Source organism: Pseudoalteromonas sp. J2K-J979 (genome assembly GCF_058169715.2).
In genome coordinates, this window is sequence record NZ_CM200281.1 from 3,025,470 (window position 1) to 3,042,310 (window position 16,841).

The window sequence follows — 16,841 nt, forward strand, 5'->3', positions numbered from 1 at the left end:
TCTGGCTCCTAAGGCTGCCTAACTAAACGGATATACGCCGTTTTGTCTTTTGGATAAGCCAAATCGTTTCCGCTTTGAAAATCTAAAATCCAAGCGACGCTCAGGCTTTGCCCATCAACGCTGGTTTCGCGTGTCCAATACCGTAAATGGCCGAGCAAAGTGTACGAAGGGACATTAGGAAAGTACTGACTATCAAGTAACGGTCCACTACCACGTTGCGCCAAATCCATAATCCCCATTAATTCATTATATGTAGGAATACGCCAGTTATTTGCACCACAGAAATTAGTGGCGTTGACCTGATTGACATAGGTTTCAATTCCACAGTCAACCCCACTTGGGCAAGTCGAGTTCGCCGCGCCTGCCACGCCCTCAACACCTCCATTTCCGTCACCAGTAAAAAACCAAGTATAGTGATTTTGCCCTTCCCGTAATTGCGTGTTCGGTACGACTCCGACATTGGCCTGCTTGACCTCCCAGATTAGCCCTGTAACATTATCTCGCACACAGCTAAAATTTGTCGCTGCATCGGGTAACTCGTCGGCAAATTCATCAAGTTTAGTGAAATCAAAAGCAAGATTTCCTGCTCCGACTTTGTCAAGAAAATCCGAGACCACATCACGACCAATTTCAGCATCTTGGCCTGGGAAGTCCACATTACCGCAGCTCACCGCTTGTGTATTATTAAAACACTCTGCGATTCCAGAATCATTACTCAACCCCAATGGAATTGGTTGAATATTCACCTGAGTCTCACCACTGTCACTGCGCCCTTTATTATCAGTGACTACAACTGAGAACTTCAACTGCTCAGCGACATCAATATCAGGCACAATAAAGCGCGCTTGACATAAATTCTCATCGATTAGGCTCATCGCTAAACCTTGCGTTTGTTGCCAGAAACATGAAAAAGACTCCGTTAATACTTGAGATTGACTAGCATCTAAAGTCACCGTTGCAAATTCAAGCGCCGTTTGCGCTGCCCCCGCTTGTACAGCAATAACTTGCGTCGTTTTTCTTAATAACAGATCATAAAAATTAGTCTGACTGCCCCCTTCATCATCGGTAATAGTCAAACTAAATTGCACTTGGTTATCTTGCTCTAACAACGGATGCGTAAAAGTTAAAGTCGGAGAGTTAAAATCACTAATCGTTAATGATTGCCCAGCGGTTTGTTGCCAACGAAAAACTTCTAAAGAGCCATCTTCATCTGGGTCAACTGAGTTTTCACTACTAAGCACAATTGAATCATTAAATTTAGAAGGTAACTGGGCAGGCTCTGTTTGTGTGATTGATACGATAGGAAGCTGATTCACGGCAGTCACAGAGACCGTCATGGTATCAGTTAGCACCTGTTTATCGCTGGTTGTATATTGCAACTCGAAGACCAACTGGGTATTGAGCTTTATTGAAGGTGCCACTACAGTTTGTGTTGCACCCGTTGCAGGAAAGCCAGTTAAAATCGGGCCGCTAAGCTGTTTCCAAACAAACTCCCCGCCTTCAGGTGTCGCCAAACCACTTAGGCTTATGGAGGATTTTTCATTAACTGTTTGGTCTGCCCCTGCATTAATGCTAGCAACAGGAGAGGTCGGTTCTTCACTGCTTGAATCTGAGCCACCACATGCCACAAGACCCAAGAGAAAAAAAGGAAATATAATGTATCTTAGCTGCATAACTCACCCTGCCCTGTTGAATATACTGAGCTATGCAAAAAGCCTACCAATTAAAAGTTATAGGTAACTATCTTGATGGATTCGTACAAATAGCTTAGTACCAACTTTACTGTAGTCCACTTTATATTCTTTACCATCAAGAGCTTGAACAAAAATTAATGAGCGTTCTTCGCTAAATATTTCAGGGCTTGAAATATACATCACTTCTAAATAACGTTCTTTCGCATCGCGACGATTTTTTGGTAACTCTTCTTTAAAAGGCACTAAACCATTTTGGGTGACTTTAATTCTCGGGTGTTTTTCACCATTAACTAACACTAAATCAAATTTTTTCTCTTTATGAATAATGGTGTTTCGGCCACTTAAAATATAAGCTCTATCGCTACTCATGCTCGGTTCCTGCATACTTTTGTTGACATTTTAGCTCGGTGTTTCTGTACTCAGAATACTTTTTGGATCGCGCTGCCAACGGTTTAATAAGTAAACAAACTCTTCAGGAGCTCGATCCAACATATTGAGAGGTATGAGTAAATCATAGCCAATTAATTGTCGTAAGTTAATCATTCTATTGGCAAACATTGCAATTAATCCAGAATATTTTTCCCCACGGGTCGCGATAAATAACGGGTCTTCAATTAAAAATGATTCTAAATCATCAACCTCTTGGGCGTGGACCATCAATGCCTCGCGGACAAAATGACGCTGTTCAAGTAACAACTTGCCAGCTAAACGTGGTGCAAGTACGTTTAAAAAGTTACTGTTTTCGGACAACCTAATTGCCACGCAACTAAGCCTTTTACTCTCAAAACCTTGAGTCAGTGACGGTATGCCGCTGCTAACTATATCGTCTCGACTAACTTGCCATGACCCATACTTATGAATAAAGATGAGCGTTTCAGAGTAAAAAATCAAACTAAATCGCGGTTCAGCCAATTTAAAATACCCTATCAATATTCCGACTAAACACGCACTCACTAAAAAAATTTCGGCAAGTAAAATCCCCCCCGGCTTTAACTGAATCGTCAGCATCAGAATAAATAAACTGATCGCGCTGACCAATAGCGTTTCAAAACCATGTTTATTAGTCGTCGCACGAATACAAAGTAAAGGGCTGTTTTTATTCATTATTAATTATTAATTATTAATTATTAATTATTAATTAAATATAAAAGCTAAAATACATTAATGCCATCAGTGCTCCCCAAATCAAGATGGCACGAATTCGACGACAATAGGGACAAGATGTACGATTTTTCACACAGACCTCTTTTATCGATGAAACATAGCGAACTGAGTTTTTATTCTCTACATTGAGCATTGTACCGAGAGTTGTTCACTTTTTACGTTAAAACGCCCATTTTATGAGACATATGCTAGATCACTTTAAGATGAGATTACGTAAACTACTTACTCCCTGATAATAATGACACCATACTATGCGCAACCAACAATTAGGCAAAATTCTTTTTCCATTTTTAATCATCCTGTTAGCAGCTACTTGTGTGTATTTATATATACCTAACACCGCAACAGCAACCCAAACACGCACCGCGAAGCCGGTAACCGTCAAAGCAATGACAACTCAATTACATACTCAGAGTATAGATATTGAAGCATTAGGCACCAGTCGAGCCAACCAAGAGATAATCATTCGCAGTGCACAAAGTGATTATGTGGCACAAATATTTTTTGACGATGGCGACCAAGTAGAAAAGAATCAGGTATTAGTTGAGCTCAATCACGCAGAAGAAGCAGCTCGTGTCGAAGAGCTCATCATCAATCTCAAAGAAGAAAAACGCCAACTCGAGCGCTTGAATAAACTTGCCAAAACGCAATCAACTGCCAAATCGTTATTGGAAGAGCAACGCTCTCGTTACGAAGCAACGCAAGTTCAGTTAGCTGCAGCAAAAATTAGATTATCTGAAATGACTATAACCGCGCCTTTTTCAGGCCGATTAGGCCAACGAATGATTTCTGCAGGAGCTTATATCAATAGCAATACAGACATCGCAACTTTAGATGATATCAGTGTGATTAAAGTGGACTTCAACGTCCCAGAAAAATATTTAGCGCAACTCAGTGAGGGGATGAAAGTAAGCGCAACAAGCCCCGCTTACCCAGATATTCCATTCGTGGGTCAGCTAACAAATATCAGCTCACGAATAAACGCCACAACACGCAGCATTCCTGTCACCGCAAGTTTTAACAATGAAAACAAAAAATTACGTGCTGGCATGTTGTTGTATACCGCGTTACAACTATCTGAATTTGATGCCCTTATCATTCCTGAAAAAGCGATCATTCCCATAGAAGACCAACATTTTGTCTACGTTATTGAAGAAGGGAAGGCAGTCAAAACCGCCGTCATTATCGAACAACGTATCCATGGTAATGTGGCGATAAAAAGCGGTTTAACAGCAGGGCAACAAGTAATCACAGAAGGCATTATCAAAATTCGTCCTGGTAGCGAAGTAATTGTAAAAGGTGAAGCACAGTGAAAATCACCGATACTTCAGTGAAACGCCCTGTTTTTGCGATCGTCATCAACTTATTATTGCTGACTTTTGGGTTAGTGGCTTTTTCAATGCTGCCACTACGTGAATATCCCGACATTGATACACCCGTTGTGTCAATCAGTACCTCGTATCCAGGCGCATCGTCAGAAATAATCGAAACAAAAATCACTCAAATTATTGAAAATCAAATATCTGGGATTGAAGGGATTAAAAATATCACTTCTTCTAGCCGGAACGGCCGCTCAAATATCACCATTGAATTTAACATCAGCCGGGATATTGATGCAGCTGCAAACGATGTGCGCGAGCGCGTATCTCGAGCATTAAATAACTTACCAGACCAAGTTCGCCCTCCTGAAGTGACTAAATCAGACAGCGACGATAGTCCGATTGCTTGGTTTGTATTGAACAGCCAAACAATGAACTCTCTTGAGTTATCCGATTATGCCCAGCGCTACATCGTCGATCGCATCGCTGTAGTCGATGGCGTGGCAAATGTCCGGGTGGGCGGTGAGCGCCGTTATGCGATGAAAGTCTGGCTTAACCGCGACGAAATGGCCGCCCGTGGCGTGACCGCTTCAGATATCGAATCGGTTCTTCGCACTGAAAACGTTGAGTTACCAGCAGGCGAAATTGAGTCCCTAGACCGTGATTTTACCGTACGAACAGCTCGCAGCTATAAAACCCAGCAAGATTTCGAAAACTTGGTTATTAAACGAGGAAATGACGGTTATTTGGTTCGCTTAAGCGAAGTCGCCAACGTTAAGCTCGAAGCTCAAGACGAAGAAAACCTTTTTAGAGGAAATGGTAAAAATATGATTGGTTTGGGTATTGTCAAACAAGCCCAAGCTAACACCCTAACCGTGGTTGAAAATGCGCGCGCAGAACTCAATAAAATCAAGCAAAGCTTGCCTGAAGGCACCACCATTGAAGATAGCTACGATTCCTCAATTTTTATCAGCGAGTCAATTAATGAGGTTTACCGTACACTCATTATTGCGATGCTGTTGGTGGTATTCGTAATTTATATATTCCTTGGTAATATTCGTGCAACCTTAATCCCCGCTTTAACGGTCCCTGTGGCCCTAATTGGAAGTTTTATCTTTTTATATGCGATGGGCTATTCCATCAATTTACTGACCCTGCTCGCCTTAGTTTTAGCTATCGGCCTAGTCGTCGATGATGCGATTGTCATGCTCGAAAACATTCACCGTCGCATTGAATTAGGTGAGCCTCGTTTGCTCGCAGCGTACCGCGGTGCACGTGAAGTCGGGTTTGCCATTATTGCCACAACTGCGGTATTGATAGCGGTATTTGTACCCTTAGTCTTTATGGAAGGTCGTATTGGTAGCTTGTTTACCGAATTTGCAATGGCCGTCAGCGCTGCGGTGATTTTTTCTAGCATTACCGCCCTGACCTTATCTCCAGCGTTATGCTCAAAATTACTCAAGCCTTCAAATAAAGAATCTAAGTTTAACCAACTGGTTGAACGTGGCTTAAATGCGATGGAACAAAAATACCAAGAGGTCTTACGCGCTAACCTGAAAAAACGAAAAAGCATGGGGGCGGTATTAATACTCTCAGCGATTGCCAGTATTTTGTTAGTACAGCTGCTCCCATCTGAACTCACGCCAAAAGAAGATCGAGGGACTTTTTTCATCATGATGAATGGCCCAGAAGGCGCCAGTTATGAAAATAATGCCGCGAATATGGCGCTGATCGAGCAACAACTGCTGCCATATTCTGAATCGGGTGAATTGTCGCGCGTTTTAGTCCGTGTACCTGGTTGGGGCGGGCAAGGCGGGGTCGCCATTGTCGGCATGGACGATTGGGAAAGCCGCACTCGCTCAACGTGGCAAGTGATGGATGAAATCAGCGGCAAACTGCAAAGTGTGACGGACGTGCGGGCCTTTGCCATCATGCGTTCAGGCATTGGTGGTCGTGGTAACAGTCGCCCAATTGAGTTTGTGCTACAAGGCAATGATTATGAAGAGCTTGCTCACTGGCGCGATAAAATCATCGCCCGCGCACAAGACAATCCAGGTTTAGTGCGTATCGATAATGATTACAAAGAGACCTTCCCGCAATTTTTAGTCAATATTGATAAAAACAAAGCCGCTGATTTAGGTATTTCAGTTGCTGAAATTGGTCGCACATTAGAATCAATGCTAGGTCAACGCCGTGTCACCACCTTTATTGATCGAGGTGAAGAGTACGACGTTATCATTAAAGGTACTAAAGAGAATTTTAACGACCCTAAAGCCATTTCTGATATTTACCTTGCTTCGCGATCGGGTGAGTTTGTGCCACTAGACAGCTTAATCACCTTAACCGAAAGCGCCACGGCTGCGCGGTTAAATCGCTTCGATCGCATGCGAGCCATTACGATTAGTGCAAACTTAGCCGATGGTTATCCTCTCTCTGATGCCTTGGACTTTTTAAATAAAATCGCCCTTGAAGAAAATGAGAACGAAGGCGCAATTGCTTATAAAGGTGAATCGCAGCTTTTTTACGAAGGTGCATCAGCCATGACAGCTGTCTTTATCTTAGCAATGACAGTGACATTTTTAGTCCTCGCAGCACAGTTTGAAAGCTTTGTGCATCCATTTGTGATTATGCTCACAGTCCCGTTAGGGCTAGTAGGTGCATTACTCGGACTGCACTTTAGCGGGTCAAGTCTCAATATTTACAGCCAAATAGGGATTGTAATGCTCATTGGGCTCAGTGCTAAAAACGGCATTTTAATTGTTGAATTCACTAATCAATTACGCGATAAAGGTATTGAATTTCACCAAGCGATTATTCAAGCTTCGACTCAGCGACTGCGTCCAATAGTTATGACTTCTTTGACTACAGTTATGAGCTCAGTTCCCTTGGTGCTCGCATCGGGCCCTGGTGCAGAAAGCCGGATGGTCATTGGGATCGTAGTGTTTACAGGCGTGATCGCCGCAACAATTTTAACTTTATTTATTGTACCTTGCGCTTATTATGCGTTTGCTAAAAACACGCAATCGCCTGAGTTTTTATTACACAAATTAGGACAACAGGCGCAGCAACACCCTGTTGTATCATCAGAGGATGTGAAAAATGGATAACAAACAATTAGCTATCGCTACCTTTGGCGGGGGATGTTTTTGGTGTATTGACGCCGCTTTTCGACGAGTAAAAGGTGTCCAAAAGGTTGAGTCAGGGTATGCTGGAGGTGAAGTCGAACACCCTACCTATCAACAAATTTGCACTGGACTAACGGGCCACGCTGAAGTCGTACAAATAACGTTTGATGAAAACCTAGTCTCGTTTGAGACCTTGCTTGATATGTTTTTCACATTACATGATGGTACTCAACTCAACCGCCAAGGGAATGATATTGGCACTCAATATCGTAGTGTCGTATTTTATCACTCCATTGCTCAACAACAGGCTACAGAGCAAAAAGTTGCGGATTTAAATCGTCAACTCAATATTAATTTAGTGACTGAAATCAGTGCTGCGCCAACGTTTTATGGCGCAGAACAATACCATCAAGACTATTACACGACCAACCCCAACCAAGGCTACTGTAGTGTGATGATTGCCCCTAAACTCGCTAAATTTTCAGTACGGTTTTCAGCCTTACTCTCGGAATAAAACGTGCGTTTCTACTCTGCAAGTTGCGCTTCAATTTAACAATCAATCAATGCATCGGCGAGCGTTTGGTAGCGATATTTAAAACCAAGCGCTTCAATGGCCGAACCATCTATAACCCGCTCTACTAGCTCATCAGACTGAAAACTCGGCGGATTCGCGCCAAGTTGCTTACATGCCCCTGTATAAAATGTGTGTTTAGTTGGGTGATCGGGAGCCACTACATTATACATTGATTGCGCACTGTCCCAGTTTTCAAGTAAGTACATAATCGCAGCTGATGCATCAAACTGATGAACCATATTGACTCGCTCATTGGCACTTGAAGCAAGCTCTTTACCCGCAACAAACCGACCCGGATGGCGCTTTGGCCCTATTAACCCGGCTAACCTCACCACTTTAGCTTTCGCATTAGTCAATACCTTCGATTCGGCTTCGAGCAACCACTGTTGCTTTTGTGATTCAGTCGCTAAAGGCATATTTTCAGTCATCGTTTGCGAAGCACTTGGATACACCCCCGTTGATGAACACAATAAAAAACCTCGCATATTAAGCCTAGTGGCTAATTCAAGCGCGACCTCTAATACAGAAAAATAGTGTCGTTCTGAGTTTCTAAAACCAGGAGGAATACAACAAACCCACCACGCATTTTGCAGAGTCAAATTATGCTTAAGCAATCCCTCTGGGGTTAAATTAAAATAGTTCCCTCCTTTCTCAGTCGCTTTTTTAGGGTCGCGCACAGATGCTTCAACTTGGTACTTTTTACTGAGTAAATCAGCACGTAAATGGGTTCCCAACCACCCTAGACCCAAGATAACGACCGATTTCTCATCTTTTTTCATTAACATTCCATCTACACTCTAGCACTCATTTTTTAGATGTGATTATATTAGCCCTTCAACAGCTGTAGAGAATAAAAATGTTAAAAAATATATCACTGCGTAATAAAACCTTATTGCTTATTGGTGGCACTATTTCTATCTTGCTCATCATCGCATCTGTCTTTCTCATCAACCACATTGCGCACCTTTCTCGTACAGCAATCGAAAAAGAAGCCAGTAGTTACATCTCATCAGAAAAGCTTTCGATAGAATCTTTTTTCGCCCAATATGGCCGAGTCGTAGATACCTTTGTTAAAAATCCACACTTAGTCAATTGGTTTAGTAATTGGCAAACTCGTGAAGGGGATTTATCACAATCACCAGGCTATGATGAAATGAATGCGGATATTGTCCGCATCAGTCAAAATGACGACTACATTTTATCCGCATTTTTTGCATCCGCGCAGACGGGTGAGTATTTCAAGGAAAATGAGCGTACCACGGTTTACAATGGCCAACCATATTACGCGTACAAGCGCGGTTGGTGGCAAGAGGCCACCGATATTGACCAGCTTTATGTCGGCCCACTGTCTGTTGATTTAACCACTGGTAATGTCTCTGCAGTGGTTCAGCAAACCGTTTATAACCCAGATCGAAAGTTAATCGGTGTGGCAGGTGTGGATCTACAGCTCAATAAAATCAGCCAAATGATTGAGGACATTAACTTCCAAAACCAAGGATTTGGTTTCTTGCTCGATAACCAACAAAAGGTTGTGCACTTATCTAAAAAAACCGCACATAAACTTTGCATCACCGATGAATGCAGCCGAGGTAAAGAAGGCTTAGACGCATTAGAAGCACAGTTTTCCGATACTCAAGGGTTCAGTGAGCTCAATCAGTTAATGCACCAAACTCAATCGGGTGCCAGCACTGTCCAGTTTAAAGGGCAGCACTACCATGTTGCCTATCAACGTTTGCAACTCGACCAACCTGTACTTGATTGGTATGTCGGGGTGCTCATTCCGATGAGCTTAATTGAAGCGCCAGTCAACGACGCCGTATGGACCACCAGCCTGACGGTGGCAGGCATTTTAATCATCATCATGTCTATGATCGTCATTGCTAGCCAAATGATTACGAAACCCATGCTAGAATTAACCCACATAATGCAAGACATCGCCTCCGGTGAAGGGGATCTCACAAAACAAATTAATATTGATAGTAAAGATGAAGTCGGCCAGCTGGCTACACACATGAATACTTTTATTAACAAGCTTCGTAAACTACTACTCACGACTGCTGAGCAGGCTATTCAAGTTGGCGAAGCCGCCGCGCATTTAAGCAGAGTGTCAAACGCCACAAACAGTGAAATTCAGCAAGAAAAGCAGCAAGTTGATAGTGTCAGTGCTGCAGTCACCGAAATGGCCGCGACCGTGATGGAAATCTCACAAAATGCCCAACAAACGAATAAAGCTGCTGAGTCGGTGCAAAAGCTCACCTCCAAAGGAACTGATATCTCTAATTCAGCTCAGCTTACCATGACGTCGCTGTCGGCGCATATTTCCGAAGCCTCTGCAGTGGTCGCTGGTTTAGAGCAAGAATCAGGAAACATAGGTGCTGTCATTGATGTCATCAACTCTATCGCAGAGCAAACCAATTTACTCGCACTTAATGCCGCAATTGAGGCTGCAAGAGCGGGCGAGCAAGGACGTGGATTTGCTGTCGTAGCTGATGAAGTGAGAACGCTGGCAAGCCGTACCCAAGAGTCAACTGAAAATATCCGCAACATGATTACCCGTTTACAGCAAATAGCCCAACAAGCATCGACTATGATGCAACAAGGGAAAGAGCAAGCCGAAGGCTCAGTAACACAAACACAAAATGTTCTTGATGCCCTTAAAGAAATTGCCGATTCAGTCCTATTAGTTGAAGATCAAAGTCATCAAATAGCGACCGCCACTGAACAACAGACCATGGTGGCTGAAGATATCAATACAAGCCTCCATTCAATTAATCAACTTGTAAACAACACGGCGGCCCATGCCTCAGAGCTCGCGGATGAAGCCAGAGACTTAAATACGCTATCAGGCAATTTAACCAATAGCGTCAGTCAATTTAGGCTTTAAGCCAATAAAACAGGAGCCGACAAGCTCCTTTTTTATCATCAACGGATCAGCACGTTTGTTAATTGAATTACGGAGCTTATTAGACTTCCTATACATTGACACTCGCTAGAGGGTGCACGGACTGAGCTTAATCTTACAGATAATAAAAAGGCCAATCATTAGATTGGCCTTTTTATTATCTGTAAACTGAAAAGTCGTTATTTCCAGCTTCTCATCTTATGCCCTTTTAGCGCATAGAAAATGATAAATAAGTAACTTGGGATCATCAAGCTGTATGCCCCTTGCGCACCTAAACCGGCCATATTACCTAATCCTATTAATAATGGACCCAATGCACCACCTGCGATCCCCATAATGAGTAAACCCGAAGCAGTCCCCGTTAATCGACCTAATCCTTGTAGCGCTAATGGCCAAATTGCAGGCCACACCATCGCATTTGCAAAACCCAATAACGCAATACATACGAGTGGATCGGGTAATTGAGGACCACCAAATGGGACCAGTAGTATATTTGAAATTACAAATGATTCATTACTTCCCATCACAACTGCCAATACCGTTACAATGCCAGCAACCCCTGACATCGTCAGTGCATTTTGCTGCGACATATAACGAGGAATTAACGCAATACCGATCGCGTAACCGATCAACATGCAGGCCATAGTATACGAAGTCATCATAGAATAATCCGCAACACCAATCGCCAACGCATAAGAACCAATTGTATCGGCCGCAATAACTTCAACTGCGACATATAAAGCAATACCAATTACACCTAACACTAAATGAGGGTGGCTCAAGGTTTCTTTAATTTCACCTTTACCATTGCTTGCATCGTCTTCAAAGACTAAATCAGGTAACGGTGAAAACTTCGCAAATAAAGCAAACACAAAAATTAAGCTCGCTATGCCAATGTATGGCAAAATTAAGCTATCTGCCATAGCATCTTTTTGCTGCTGAGATAAGACTTCACCATCTGCTACAACACCACTAACAACAACTGCAGCGAACATGATAGGCACTATTACACCCGCAAATTTATTGAGTAACCCCATGATACACACGCGTACCGCGGCTGATTTTTCTGAGCCCATTTTCACTACATAAGGATTGACCGCAGTTTGCAAAATCGTTTGCCCCACCCCTATCATCAACTGTGCAAATAAGAAAATTTCAATCATTTGCATTTTAGCTGCGGGTATATACATCAAAGCTGACGCCGCCATAACCGTACAACCTATAGCCATGCCGTTTTTATAACCGACACGTTTAATCAGCATTGCCGAAGGAATGCCCGCAATCGTCACCGCAATATAAAATGAGGAAATGATAAAAGAGGCTTGTAAAGGAGACAGCTCAAGCATCTGTTGCAAAAACGGTGTAATCGCACCATTGAGCCAGGTAATACAGCCCAAAATAAAGAACATTGAACCGGCCAAAATCATTGGCAATAAAATGCTCTGTTGTTTGTTTTCTTCTAGTTCCACGGTTGCTTCCATCGGCTTTATCTTCTTATTGTTGTTAAGTTTAATCGAGTTTTTTATCTCAATACAGGCCATACGTTCTATGCAAATATTCTTCTATCTCATCCGTAATGGCAACGTTAAAATAACAAAATTAACTATACACCAACAAAAATGACAGCGCTATCATAAAATAAGAGTGCTCGCTTTGTGCAATAACGGTCAGCAAGAAAATACGGTTAAGACAGGAAGGAATTAGATATAAAAATGCCAGTCTAAAGACTGGCATCACACGGGATCATCTCAATGCATTGAGAATTTTTTTATTTCCAACTCTTCATTTTATGACCTTTAAGGGCATAGAATAAAATAAACAAGTAACACGGTAGCATCACAATATAACCACCTTGCTGTGCCAATGCGGCTGCGCCAGCTTGACCCACTTGATCAGCTGGAACTGAACTTGCTAAACCAACAAATAGCGGACCAAATGCACCACCCGCGATACCCATCACTAACAATGCTGAGCCCGTGGCGGTTAATTTACCTAAACCTGATAACGCTAATGGCCAAATTGCAGGCCAAACAATTGCATTCGCCAAACCTAACACCGCAATAAGTAAAAGGGGATCAGGTAACTGCGCACCACCAAATGGCACTAAAAAGGTATTGGCAATGGTATACGACTGATTATCACCGAACACGATAGCGAGTGTTAAAATCACGCCTAGTACAGCAGATGACGACAGTGCCGTTTGCTGTGAAATAACCCGAGGAATGAGGAAAATCCCCAAGATATAACCCAATACCATACACGCCATGGTGTAAGAGGTCATCACGGCATAATTTTGCACACCCAGCGACAACGCAAAGGCACCAATTGTATCTCCAGCGATAACTTCAACAGCCACATAGAAGAATAATGCAATCACACCGAGTGTTAAGCTTGGTACACGAAGCGCGGCTTTGATTAAGCCCGTTTCGTTTACATCGCCACTGTCTTCTTCCGATTGAAGCTCTGGAAGAGGCGATTTAGTCACAGCAAATGCAAGCACACCAATGAAAATACCCAAGCCAATGTAAGGTGAAATCAGGCTGTTAGCCATGTCGTCGATTTGTGATTGGGATAACTCAGTGCCAACCAGGCCTGAGAAACCACTTAAAATAAGCGCGCTGAATACGATAGGCGCAACCACCCCAGCACCTTTATTTAAGATGCCACAAATACTGACACGTACAGCGGCTGACTCTTCTGGCCCGCACTTAACAATGTAAGGATTAACAGCGGTTTGCAGTAACGTTTGACCTGCTCCCATCACTAGTTGTGCCACTAAGAATAGAGCAAACATTTGAGTTTTAGCGGCAGGAATAAATAGGAAACACGCGAACATCATGGTCGCTAAGCCTAAGGCCATCCCTTTTTTATACCCTACTTTGCGAATAATCGCAGATGAAGGAAGAGCAGTAAACGTCACTGCAATATAAAATGAAAAAAGGATCAACGAGGCTTGAAATGGGCTTAATTGCAGCACTTGTTTAAGGTATGGCATTAACGAGCCATTCATCCAAGTAACAAAACCAAGTATAAAAAATAATCCAGCAACAATTACCATTGGCAACGCGTTACTTTTTGAGCTTGTTTGAGTATCCACTGTAGCTTCCATAACTTCTTCTTTGATTAACTATTGAGTTTAATACAGCTTGCTCAAAGTTGGGGAAACTCTAAACATCACTGCTTATATTACGCCACTTGCCCAAAGGCAGGTAAAACACTAACTAGAGCTAGGTATATACAAAATGACAGCGCTATCATAAAACTTTACGTGAAATAACGACATTTTACTAGCTTAAGATGAATAATTATTCGCCAAAAAAAAGAGGCTAACAGCCTCTTTTTATGTCATAAAATTATAAACACTTAATTTATATACGTTATTCTACTAACAACATCCTCATTTAAGCGGGTTCTTAATGCTATTTTTTGCTGGGGATCAACACTGATCGGAGCTGTATAAGCCGCCCAAGAAGCCCCATTATCTAAGCTGTATTCAATGGGTAAGTAATCAAACGCTGCATTTGCCTTGAGTTTGCCTTGCTCAATGATACCACCAGGTACAGGTAAATAAGGCTTCACCCCTCCTTTTGCCATTTTAGCTAGCTCTTTGACCGATAAAGCAGCCGCAAACTCAGCAAAATCTTGGCTACGAGCCATCTTATTAGGCGATTTACTTTCCCAATCAGCTTTATACCAAGCACGTTCAGCTACAGATAACAAACGTGGGAAAATCATCGCCAACACTTGATCTTCGGTGCGAATTGTTTCAGACCAAACTTGCCCTTGGATCCCTAAAACGTTTTCAGGTTTTTCCAATTCAGGCATCGGGCGCCCCACTAACGCTTCTAAATTATCAATTTTCTCACCTGTTCGGGTGAAATCAGCATTGGCATACACATAATCTGGCATGTATCCAAATGCTTTTTCTGTATTCGTCGCTCGAGTCGCCCAGTAGTAACCTCGCTCTTCCGGGTGCGCTTCATAAGGGTGGTCAAAATACAAATGCGTGCCATGAGACATCACAACCTGATAACCCTCATTAGCTAAACGATAAGCGCGATCAGCTACACCCCATTCCCAGATATTATCCCAAACATTGGCTGTAAAGACCGGGTTTGGCATTTCAGCGCGATTAAACGGGTTGGTTTTGTCATACATTAACCCATCTTCCCAAGCGCCCGGCGCAATGCCACGTTTATGCAACATCTTTGCAATACGCTGAGTAAAATACGGTTTCAAGTCAGCGACACCTGCGACCCCGTTAGTCGGATCATCAAAAACAGCCTGACACGCTGGTGAACCAGTCCACGAACCCGCCCCCACTTCATCGCCACCAAAATGAAGATTGGTTAATCGTACACCCGCTTCGCGATACATCTGCTGAAGTTCATAAGTCACTTTGTCGAAAAATTGATAACTCGAGTCCATACAGACATTCACTGAATTATCTTTATACAGCTGGACTGTTTCATAAACAGATGTATCGGCTGGATCGCTTAATAAGTATGCTGTTGCCGCCGATGATTGCAGCACGCCACCCTCAGCATCTTCAGCCGCAGCTTTAATTGCACCTGCTCGTAAAGCTTTCTCCTGCTTTATCAACTTACGATAACGCGCCTCCATCGCTTTGATTGAAGCTCTGGCATGCCCAGGCCCTTCAATTTCAGGAATAATATTCACATGGCGCGCAGCTGCAAACTTTAGCAATTCAACAAATTCCGCACGGGTTAAAAAGCCATTGCCAGAGCCCGATTTATGAGGACCCGTCCCCAGCTGAGTCAATAAACACTCATTTTCTGCTAAATCAAAACAACGGTATCCACCAATTTCGGTTAGCTCAGGCAGGCCAGGAATTTCTAAACGCCAACCTTCATCTTCAGAGAAGTGCCAATGGAGTTTATTTAATTTGTAGCGCGCCATTTGTTCAACAAGTTTGAACATGGCCTCTTTGCCATGATAATTACGAGCATTATCGTAATGCATCCCCCGCCAATCATAACGAGGGCTATCTTGAATTTCTACGCGTGGTAACGTCAGTGCTTCACTCGCATCTGCCGGAATAAGTGCTAACAAACTTTGCATACCGTAAAACGCACCGGCGTTATCGCTCCCCACGATTGTGATACTGTTTTTATCCACCTCAAGACGGTAACTTTCACTTTTACCTTTATTTACGCTGCTATCCACTTTGACTTTAATCACAGCAGTATCACCAACAGCAATATGATCAGGCTGGGCTTTGAGCGTGAGCTGATGATTTTTTGTTAAGTCTTCGACAAACACCGCAACTTCAGAGGTCAATCGACCTGCAAAACGGATTTCCCAAGTGTTATTAACGGTCACTTCACCACGATTAAAATCCACATTTTGTGGCATTGGGATAATGCGCTTCAGTGCGGCCTGCTGTGAAACTGTATATTTTTTATTGGCTAAATTGGCCTGATATCGATTGGCTGCATCGGCAATGATCGACAGATCTTTTGGCTCATTAAATTTCTTGAGTTGATTTTCTCGTACAAAAGGCGCGACAAACGCTTTCATATCTTCAGTATCAGTATTGGCAAAAACTGCTGGAGTATTTTCACCAGACACCATAAATGCACGTGGCATAAAATCAGTGTATGAAACGATATAGGCCCCTGCTTCATAGTTGAAACTCAGGCGCTCACCTGTTGCTAAACCAGCAAATTTTTTCGTGGCAATAATGCGATGCAAATCACCATTCACGTGCTCGACTTTTAAACCAGGATTATCTACGGAAGTAATTTTACGAATCGAGTGAAGATAAATTTGCCAATCTCCTTCACCTTTAGCCAACGCGACATTTGAATTATTTGCTAAGCTAATTTGCCCAATAAAACCACCGTCTTTGTTATGAAAATTATCAACGACAGAAAATTGAAATTGGGTATTTTGGGTAAAATCTTGTAACGCTTGCTGACTTAATTGACCTTGAGCCATCAAGGGCGATGAGATAAATAAGCTCGCTATAATGCTTTTTTTAAAGCGCATTAGGGCCTCCAGTAAGTAAATTGTGAACCAGACTACTGTCACAATATAGAT

11 protein-coding genes are annotated in these 16,841 nt (G+C 42.7%); 4 read left to right on the forward strand and 7 right to left on the reverse strand.

Annotated elements, in window-relative coordinates:
- Positions 1-8: 8 nt before the first annotated feature.
- Genes AC3KVK_RS13845 through AC3KVK_RS13855 form a run of 3 tightly spaced genes read right to left on the reverse strand, consistent with a single transcriptional unit; the run spans position 9 to position 2,798 of the window.
- Complete coding sequence (locus tag AC3KVK_RS13845; RefSeq protein WP_490312701.1) at positions 9-1,673, reverse strand: Lcl C-terminal domain-containing protein; 1,665 nt, start codon at positions 1,671-1,673, stop codon at positions 9-11.
- Between the two features lie 57 nt (positions 1,674-1,730).
- A complete protein-coding gene (locus AC3KVK_RS13850; protein WP_490312700.1) occupies positions 1,731-2,063 on the reverse strand; it encodes a hypothetical protein in 333 nt (110 codons plus the stop codon).
- A 30-nt stretch (positions 2,064-2,093) separates the two neighbouring features.
- Positions 2,094-2,798, reverse strand: coding sequence for a DUF2982 domain-containing protein (locus AC3KVK_RS13855; protein WP_490312699.1), 705 nt, complete (start codon positions 2,796-2,798; stop codon positions 2,094-2,096).
- 311 nt (positions 2,799-3,109) lie between these two features.
- Here AC3KVK_RS13855 and AC3KVK_RS13860 point away from each other — a divergent pair, with 311 nt between their 5' ends.
- From AC3KVK_RS13860 to msrA, 3 genes are read left to right on the forward strand one after another with little or no spacing between them, the layout of a single operon-like run.
- Positions 3,110-4,171 (forward strand): efflux RND transporter periplasmic adaptor subunit, encoded by a 1,062-nt coding sequence (locus AC3KVK_RS13860; protein WP_490312698.1) that lies wholly within the window; start codon positions 3,110-3,112, stop codon positions 4,169-4,171.
- The gene (locus AC3KVK_RS13865; RefSeq protein ID WP_490312697.1) at positions 4,168-7,284 is read left to right on the forward strand and encodes an efflux RND transporter permease subunit; all 3,117 of its coding nucleotides are present in this window, start codon (positions 4,168-4,170) and stop codon (positions 7,282-7,284) included. The genes AC3KVK_RS13860 and AC3KVK_RS13865 overlap by 4 nt, the downstream gene beginning before the upstream one ends.
- The gene (gene msrA / locus AC3KVK_RS13870) at positions 7,277-7,816 is read left to right on the forward strand and encodes a peptide-methionine (S)-S-oxide reductase MsrA (RefSeq protein ID WP_490312696.1); all 540 of its coding nucleotides are present in this window, start codon (positions 7,277-7,279) and stop codon (positions 7,814-7,816) included. The genes AC3KVK_RS13865 and msrA overlap by 8 nt, the downstream gene beginning before the upstream one ends.
- Before the next feature lie 35 nt (positions 7,817-7,851).
- Here the strand turns inward: msrA and AC3KVK_RS13875 are convergent, their stop codons facing one another.
- Positions 7,852-8,655, reverse strand: a complete 804-nt coding sequence (locus AC3KVK_RS13875) for a Rossmann-fold NAD(P)-binding domain-containing protein (RefSeq protein ID WP_490312695.1) — start codon at positions 8,653-8,655, stop codon at positions 7,852-7,854.
- A gap of 77 nt (positions 8,656-8,732) precedes the next feature.
- Between AC3KVK_RS13875 and AC3KVK_RS13880 the strand changes: the two genes are divergently transcribed.
- Positions 8,733-10,760 carry a methyl-accepting chemotaxis protein gene (locus tag AC3KVK_RS13880; protein ID WP_490312694.1) on the forward strand — a complete coding sequence of 676 codons (2,028 nt, stop codon included), beginning with the start codon at positions 8,733-8,735 and terminating at the stop codon, positions 10,758-10,760.
- Between the two features lie 197 nt (positions 10,761-10,957).
- Here the strand turns inward: AC3KVK_RS13880 and nagP (AC3KVK_RS13885) are convergent, their stop codons facing one another.
- The 3 genes from nagP (AC3KVK_RS13885) to AC3KVK_RS13895 all read right to left on the reverse strand — a co-directional run bounded on the left by nagP (AC3KVK_RS13885) (position 10,958) and on the right by AC3KVK_RS13895 (position 16,790).
- Positions 10,958-12,259: an N-acetylglucosamine MFS transporter NagP gene (nagP, locus tag AC3KVK_RS13885; protein ID WP_490312693.1), complete on the reverse strand. Its 1,302-nt coding sequence runs from the start codon at positions 12,257-12,259 to the stop codon at positions 10,958-10,960.
- Positions 12,260-12,546: 287 nt separating this feature from the next.
- A complete protein-coding gene (gene nagP, locus AC3KVK_RS13890; RefSeq protein ID WP_490312692.1) occupies positions 12,547-13,887 on the reverse strand; it encodes an N-acetylglucosamine MFS transporter NagP in 1,341 nt (446 codons plus the stop codon).
- A gap of 254 nt (positions 13,888-14,141) precedes the next feature.
- Positions 14,142-16,790: a family 20 glycosylhydrolase gene (locus tag AC3KVK_RS13895; RefSeq protein ID WP_490312691.1), complete on the reverse strand. Its 2,649-nt coding sequence runs from the start codon at positions 16,788-16,790 to the stop codon at positions 14,142-14,144.
- Positions 16,791-16,841 lie beyond the last annotated feature (51 nt).